Origin of the sequence: Acerihabitans sp. TG2 (assembly GCF_035013185.1) — a bacterium.
In the GTDB taxonomy this organism is placed as follows: Bacteria; Pseudomonadota; Gammaproteobacteria; order Enterobacterales; family Enterobacteriaceae; genus Acerihabitans.
In genome coordinates, this window is sequence record NZ_JAYGJO010000059.1 from 1 (window position 1) to 6134 (window position 6134).

The following is a 6134-nucleotide window of genomic DNA, read 5'->3' on the forward strand; positions in this document are numbered from 1 at the left end:
CAAAAATTTGCCGATTGGTTTAATTTTAAACAATTGTTGGTAAAATTCAGGGATCCAGGCAACATTTACAATATCTGGCACACAATATGGCTATCTATAAGCATAATATAGTCAATAGATTTCACCTTGCAGGAAGGCGGCGACGCAGGGAAGCCCAGGAGCTTACATCGGTAAAAGACTGGGATGAGCGAGTATCGCCAACGCACCTGCAGCGTGAAAGATGACGGGTATTATTAGCTTGATAACTCTGGCATAGGACAGGCCCGATGCATTTGACAACGCAACAGCAAGCCGCACAACGCAACCTTTCCTATATTCTGGCTGAAAAACTGGGCCAGCGCATTTTGGCGGGTGAATATGCCGCTGGTGAGATTCTGCCCGGTGAAATTGAGTTGGGAGAGTTGTTTGGCGTAAGTCGTACAGCCGTCAGGGAAGCCGTGAAGATATTGGCGGCAAAAGGTATGTTATTACCCCGGCCACGCATAGGTACACGCATCTTACCGCGCCATCAGTGGAATTTTTTGGATCAAGAACTGTTAGGTTGGTGGGTTACCCGAGAGAACTTCGATGCGGTGATGAAGCATTTCCTGGTTATGCGAACCAGTCTGGAACCTCAAGCCTGTGCGCTAGCAGCAATCAACGCCAGCGATGAACAGAAGAAAGAGTTGGTGGAGATCATGGAGCAGATGTTGTCCTTGCATCTAGATTATGATCGGGAACACTGGATAAGTGTCGACGCGCAGTTTCACCGACATATCTATGAGATAAGTGGCAACCCTTTTTTGTCGTCCTTCGCCAATTTGTTCAGCTCTATTTACCAGAACTACTTTCGGGCCATCGTGAGTGATGAACTGATAGAACCCGATCCCCATCAGGCAATAGTAAATGCAATAGTGGCATCCGACCCGCAGGAGGCTATCGCCGCCTGCCAGAGGTTGCTGGCAGGGAACGACTAAGCCCGACTCAGTTCAGTCGGGCTCCAGTTAAATTTCCACCTGGGTTCCCAGTTCAATTACCCTATTAGGCGGTATAAGGTACTGATCGGGTGCGCGCAGGGCATTTCGACTCAAGGCGATAAACAATTTGCCGCGGATAAGCAGGTACCAGGGACGTTTTCCCAAGATCAGCGATTCGTGGGACATAAAGAAAGACGTTTCCATCATTCGGCATGATAATCCCTCCAAACCGCAGCGATGGAAGATCTCTTCCATATCGGGTGTCTCTTTAAAACCATAGCTGGCCACGACACGCCAGAATGTCGGCGAGAGCTGCTCAATGGTAACCCGTCGAACATTATGCACGAAGGGCGCATCCTCGGTTCTTAACGTCAGCAATACCACCCTCTCGTGCAATACCTTATTATGTTTAAGATTATGTAGTAAGGCAAAGGGGATAACATTCATGGCACGGGACATGAATACCGCCGTGCCCGACACCCTGACCGGTGGGGATTTTTCCAACGACGCGATCAACGCCTCCAGGGAGTTGCCATGTTCGTGCATCCGCCGCAGCAACCGGAAACGTTCACTCTTCCAGGTCGTCATGACAATGAACATGATGAAACCTAACAACAGCGGTAACCAACCACCGGAGAAAATCTTCAACGCATTGGCGGCGAACATGGGAATATCCATGACCAGCAGTAGCACCAATAGTATCGATACCAGATAACGGTTCCAGTGCCAGTTTTTTGTCGCTACGGTACAACAAAGGATACTGGTGATCACCATAGTGCCGGTGACAGCGATACCATACGCTGCTGCCAGGTTGCTGGAGTGCTCGAAACTGACAATAACCAGTACCACTGCGATATACAGCAACCAGTTAATGAAGGGGATATAAATCTGCCCGGATTCCATCTCGGAAGTATGAACGATACGCATTGGCGGCAGGTAGCCCAAACGAACCGCCTGACGAGTCAAGGAGAACACCCCGGAAATAACCGCTTGAGAAGCAATGACTGTCGCAAGCGTCGCCAAAATCAGCAGCGGTATCAGCGCCCAATCCGGCGCCAACAGGAAGAAGGGATTCTTTATCGCCGCCGGATTTTTCAATAATAGCGCGCCCTGGCCAAAATAATTCAGCATCAGTGAAGGCAATACCGCGCTAAACCAAGCAATGCGGATCGGTAATTTACCGAAATGCCCCATATCAGCGTACAACGCCTCAACGCCGGTAATGGACAACACCACCGCGCCGAGGGCAAAAAAGGAGAGCAACTTATACTGTATAAAAAAGTTGACCGCGTAGATAGGGTTCAGGGCGTAAAGAACTTCCGGGTTGTCCATGATGCCACGCACACCCAAAACAGCCAAGGTGAGGAACCATACTACCATTACCGGAGCGAAGAGCTTACCGATACCCCCAGTCCCTTTCTTTTGGATAATAAATAATAACGTCAGGACAACTATGGATAAGGGCACAATATAGTTATCGAGCGATGGTGCGGCAATTTGCAGTCCTTCAATAGCAGAGAGCACTGAAATGGCAGGGGTAATAACGACTTCGCCATAAAAAAAACTGCCACCCACCAGCCCCATTATCACCAAAACCGAGGTCATTCGGGCCGAGGTATTTCTACCCGCCAACGACATCAGGGTTAATATCCCACCTTCGCCAGCGTTATCTGCACGCATGACAAACGTAAGATATTTGAGCGACACAATGAGGATCAAAAGCCAAAAAATCAGCGACAGAAAACCGAGCACCGCGCCCCGTTCAACACCAAAGCCATAGTGTCCTGCCAAGCATTCTCTTAAGGTGTACAGTGGACTAGTACCGATATCACCATAAACCACGCCGATTGCAGCTAACGTTACCGCTGATAATGATTGTTTATTCTCTCTGCTCATAACCTCTTCGCGCTATAAGATATCCATAAACGTTCTGTGGGCTGGTTCCGTAGCTCATCAAAAAGCGCACAGTATGCATGAAACGAGTAGAATACCTAACCTATTATCTGCTTTATATGCTGGCAATAAGTTAAAACCCGACAAAATTCGGTCAACAAACATGCATACGGTGGCCTATCATTATAAAAAGCGGTGGTTTATTGTTTCATTATCATTATTGATTGGGGTATCGCATTTATTATGGCTCATTCATCCCCATTGGTTGAGAGAATTTATCGTCTTAGCAGCGCGCTGGAAAGTGGGCTTTATGAACGGCAACATAGCGTGCGGTTATGCCTACTGGCAGCACTGTGCGGCGAAAGCGTATTTTTACTCGGACCTCCTGGTATCGCCAAAAGTCTTATCGCGCGACGTTTAAAGCTGGCGTTTAGTCACGCTAGAGCGTTTGACTACCTGATGACCAGATTTTCTACTCCGGAAGAAGTTTTCGGTCCACTCTCCATCCAGGCACTAAAGGAAGACGGTCGTTATCAACGGCTAACCAAGGGATACCTGCCGGAAGCGGAAATTGTCTTTCTCGACGAAATATGGAAAGCCGGCCCTGCGATTTTAAATACCTTACTCACGGCAATCAATGAACGTCGCTTTCGCAATGGTGATACAGAACAAAAGCTACCGTTGCGCCTATTAATCACGGCATCTAATGAATTGCCCGAGGCCGATAGTGGTTTGGAGGCGCTATACGACCGGATGCTAATTCGCCTGTGGCTGCATAAGGTTAAAGATAAGGCCAATTTTCAGGCCCTTCTGACCCATAACAACGAAAATAACCCCCAATCGTTGGCTGAATCTTTGCAAATTAGCGATGATGAGTATCAGGCTTGGCAGGGACAAATCGACCGGATAACCTTACCCCAAGAGTGTTTTGAATTAATTTATCAGCTTCGTCTGCGCTTGGATGCGCTGGCGCAAGCGCCTTATGTGTCCGACCGGCGGTGGAAAAAAGCATTGCGCTTATTGCAGGCCAGTGCGTTTTTCAGCGATCGTCAGGCCATTGCACCGGTAGATATTATCCTGTTGAAAGATTGTTTATGGCACGATCCTGACAGCATGACGTTGGTGGACAACCAGGTTGAATTGCTCATGCTGGAGCAGGCTTACCAACAGCAGGCTATGTTGCTGAAGCTACAGGATATCGAGCGGGAGAGAATTGAGCATCGCCGGGAACGTCATTTGTTGCACGCGCTGACTCTGGAAACGAAAAAAGGCCTGATGCCGCGCAAGATTATTTATTCACTCCCGCAGGACGTCACAGGCTCCAGTTTACAACTTGTTCTGCAAACGCCGTTGGTGCTTCATAATATTACGGTATCTCATCTTGGTATCGAGCGGCTGGCGCTCCAGAATTGGCTGCTTAAAGGTGGGGAGTTAAAAGCCCGGTTAAACAATATTGGTTTTGCCCAACCGATGGAGGCAAGGGTAACCGCCCAAGGACAAGTGGAAATAATGGATATTAGTCGCCAAGCGTCGTTATTGGCATTAGAGGGCAAACTGACGCCTCAGGAACTCCCGCCGGCACAGCAGGAATCCTTATCCTTAGTCGAACGGCAGTATCAGCAACAACGCAACCGGTTTAGCGAGCATCAGTCCTGTCTGTTCATCACGAAGGAGTGGGTAGCAAAAATTGAAGCCAGTTTGTTGGACGTTTCGCAACAAATCCAGCAAGCCAGACAGGGATAACGCATTATGCTGGCCCTAACTACCCTCGATCTTTTTTTATCAATAAATCAGAGCGAGCTATTGGATGAATTTATCCTGACGTTATTTGCCACACCGCAGTTAGCGTTTTTTTTGGAAAAATATCCAACGTTTAAACAAGTATTACTCAAGCGCATGCCGTTGGTTAAACAGCGTTTGGAAAATGTGTTGAAAGAGACCCACGTCCCAAAGGAACTCGCGACTGAGTTTTACTTGTTTCAGCAATGCCAGCTTTGGCGGTTAGCACAATTTAGAGCCGAACTGACCCCAACCGTGGAACACCTGGGGCAACTCGCTGCAGATTTTTATCCTGAAGCACGCTTATTAGCGCAGGCCGCTACGTTTGAAAACGCTAAACCGGATGAAAGTTTTCAACTGCTGTTTGTGCAACGATGGCGCATCAGCTTAACCCTGCGCACGGTGACATTGCACCGCCATTTGTTTGACCAGGAGCGGGAGACACTGCTCGATGAACTGCAGCGACAAATGGCTATCAGCGGCGCACTGAGCCCGCTGGTTGAAAATGAAACCTCTGCCGGAAGACTATGGGATATGGCGGCAGGACAGTGGCAGCGGCCGGATTATCAGCAGTTGGTCCATTACAGCGCGTTTTTGCAAACGCAGCCGGAACTGCGTGCACTCGCGGATCAATTGGGACGCAGCCGCAAAGCCCATGCCGTGGCGGCTCCCGATGCCACGCGGCAATGGGTACGTCTGCGGATCCGTGAACCTGCAGTACAACCTGAGGAAGTCAGCGGTATTCATCAAAGCGACGATCTGTTGCGCCTGCTCCCGGCGGAACTGGCCACACTGGGTATCGATGAATTGGAATATGAATTTTATCGCCGGTTATTGGAAAAGCGGTTGTTGACTTACCGACTACAAGGAGAAGGCTGGCGGGAACGTGAGATGCATGTATCGGCACGCAGTGAGCGCCTTGAGTCGCAGCCCCGCGGCCCCTTTATCGTTTGTGTTGATACCTCGGGTTCGATGGGCGGGTTTAACGAGCAGTGCGCAAAGGCGTTTTGCCTGGCACTGATGCGCATTGCGCTGGCGGATAATCGTCGCTGCTTTATTACATTGTTTTCCACAGGAATGGTCAGTTATGAACTCAGTGCAACCACTGGGCTCGAGCAGGCAACGCGTTTTCTCGGCCAGCGTTTTAGCGGTGGTACCGATCTCAATGCGTGTATCGCCGCCCTGTCTGACCGGCTCGATACACCGGATTGGTGGGATGCTGATGCGGTGGTTATTTCAGATTTTATCGCCCAACAGTTACCTGAGGCACTTATCGCCCGCATAAAACAACAACAACGAAAACAGTTGCAACGTTTTCACGCGGTTGCACTGTCATCATTGGGGAAACCAAGTATTCTGAAAATATTTGACCATATTTGGTATTTTGATACCGGTCTTAAAAATCGAATTTTACGCCGCTGGCATCGTACAGCTTGAAAGATGACGGATAACCCCCCCCTATAGCTTTCGAGTTGCGGACAGGCGGCAAGTAAGCGAACCCCGATG

4 protein-coding genes are annotated in these 6134 nt (G+C 49.3%); 3 read left to right on the forward strand and 1 reads right to left on the reverse strand.

What is annotated here, in order from left to right:
• Window positions 1-266 precede the first annotated feature (266 nt).
• Window positions 267-956, forward strand: coding sequence for a FadR/GntR family transcriptional regulator (locus SJI19_RS24205; protein WP_323480798.1), 690 nt, complete (start codon window positions 267-269; stop codon window positions 954-956).
• Between the two features lie 27 nt (window positions 957-983).
• Here the strand turns inward: SJI19_RS24205 and kup are convergent, their stop codons facing one another.
• Entirely contained in the window at window positions 984-2852 is a 1869-nt protein-coding gene (gene kup, locus SJI19_RS24210; protein WP_323480799.1) for a low affinity potassium transporter Kup, read from the reverse strand.
• 240 nt (window positions 2853-3092) lie between these two features.
• Between kup and ravA the strand changes: the two genes are divergently transcribed.
• Together ravA and viaA are read left to right on the forward strand one after the other, a co-directional pair.
• The gene (gene ravA, locus SJI19_RS24215; protein ID WP_323480800.1) at window positions 3093-4592 is read left to right on the forward strand and encodes an ATPase RavA; all 1500 of its coding nucleotides are present in this window, start codon (window positions 3093-3095) and stop codon (window positions 4590-4592) included.
• A gap of 6 nt (window positions 4593-4598) precedes the next feature.
• Entirely contained in the window at window positions 4599-6065 is a 1467-nt protein-coding gene (viaA, locus tag SJI19_RS24220) for an ATPase RavA stimulator ViaA (protein WP_323480801.1), read from the forward strand.
• Window positions 6066-6134 lie beyond the last annotated feature (69 nt).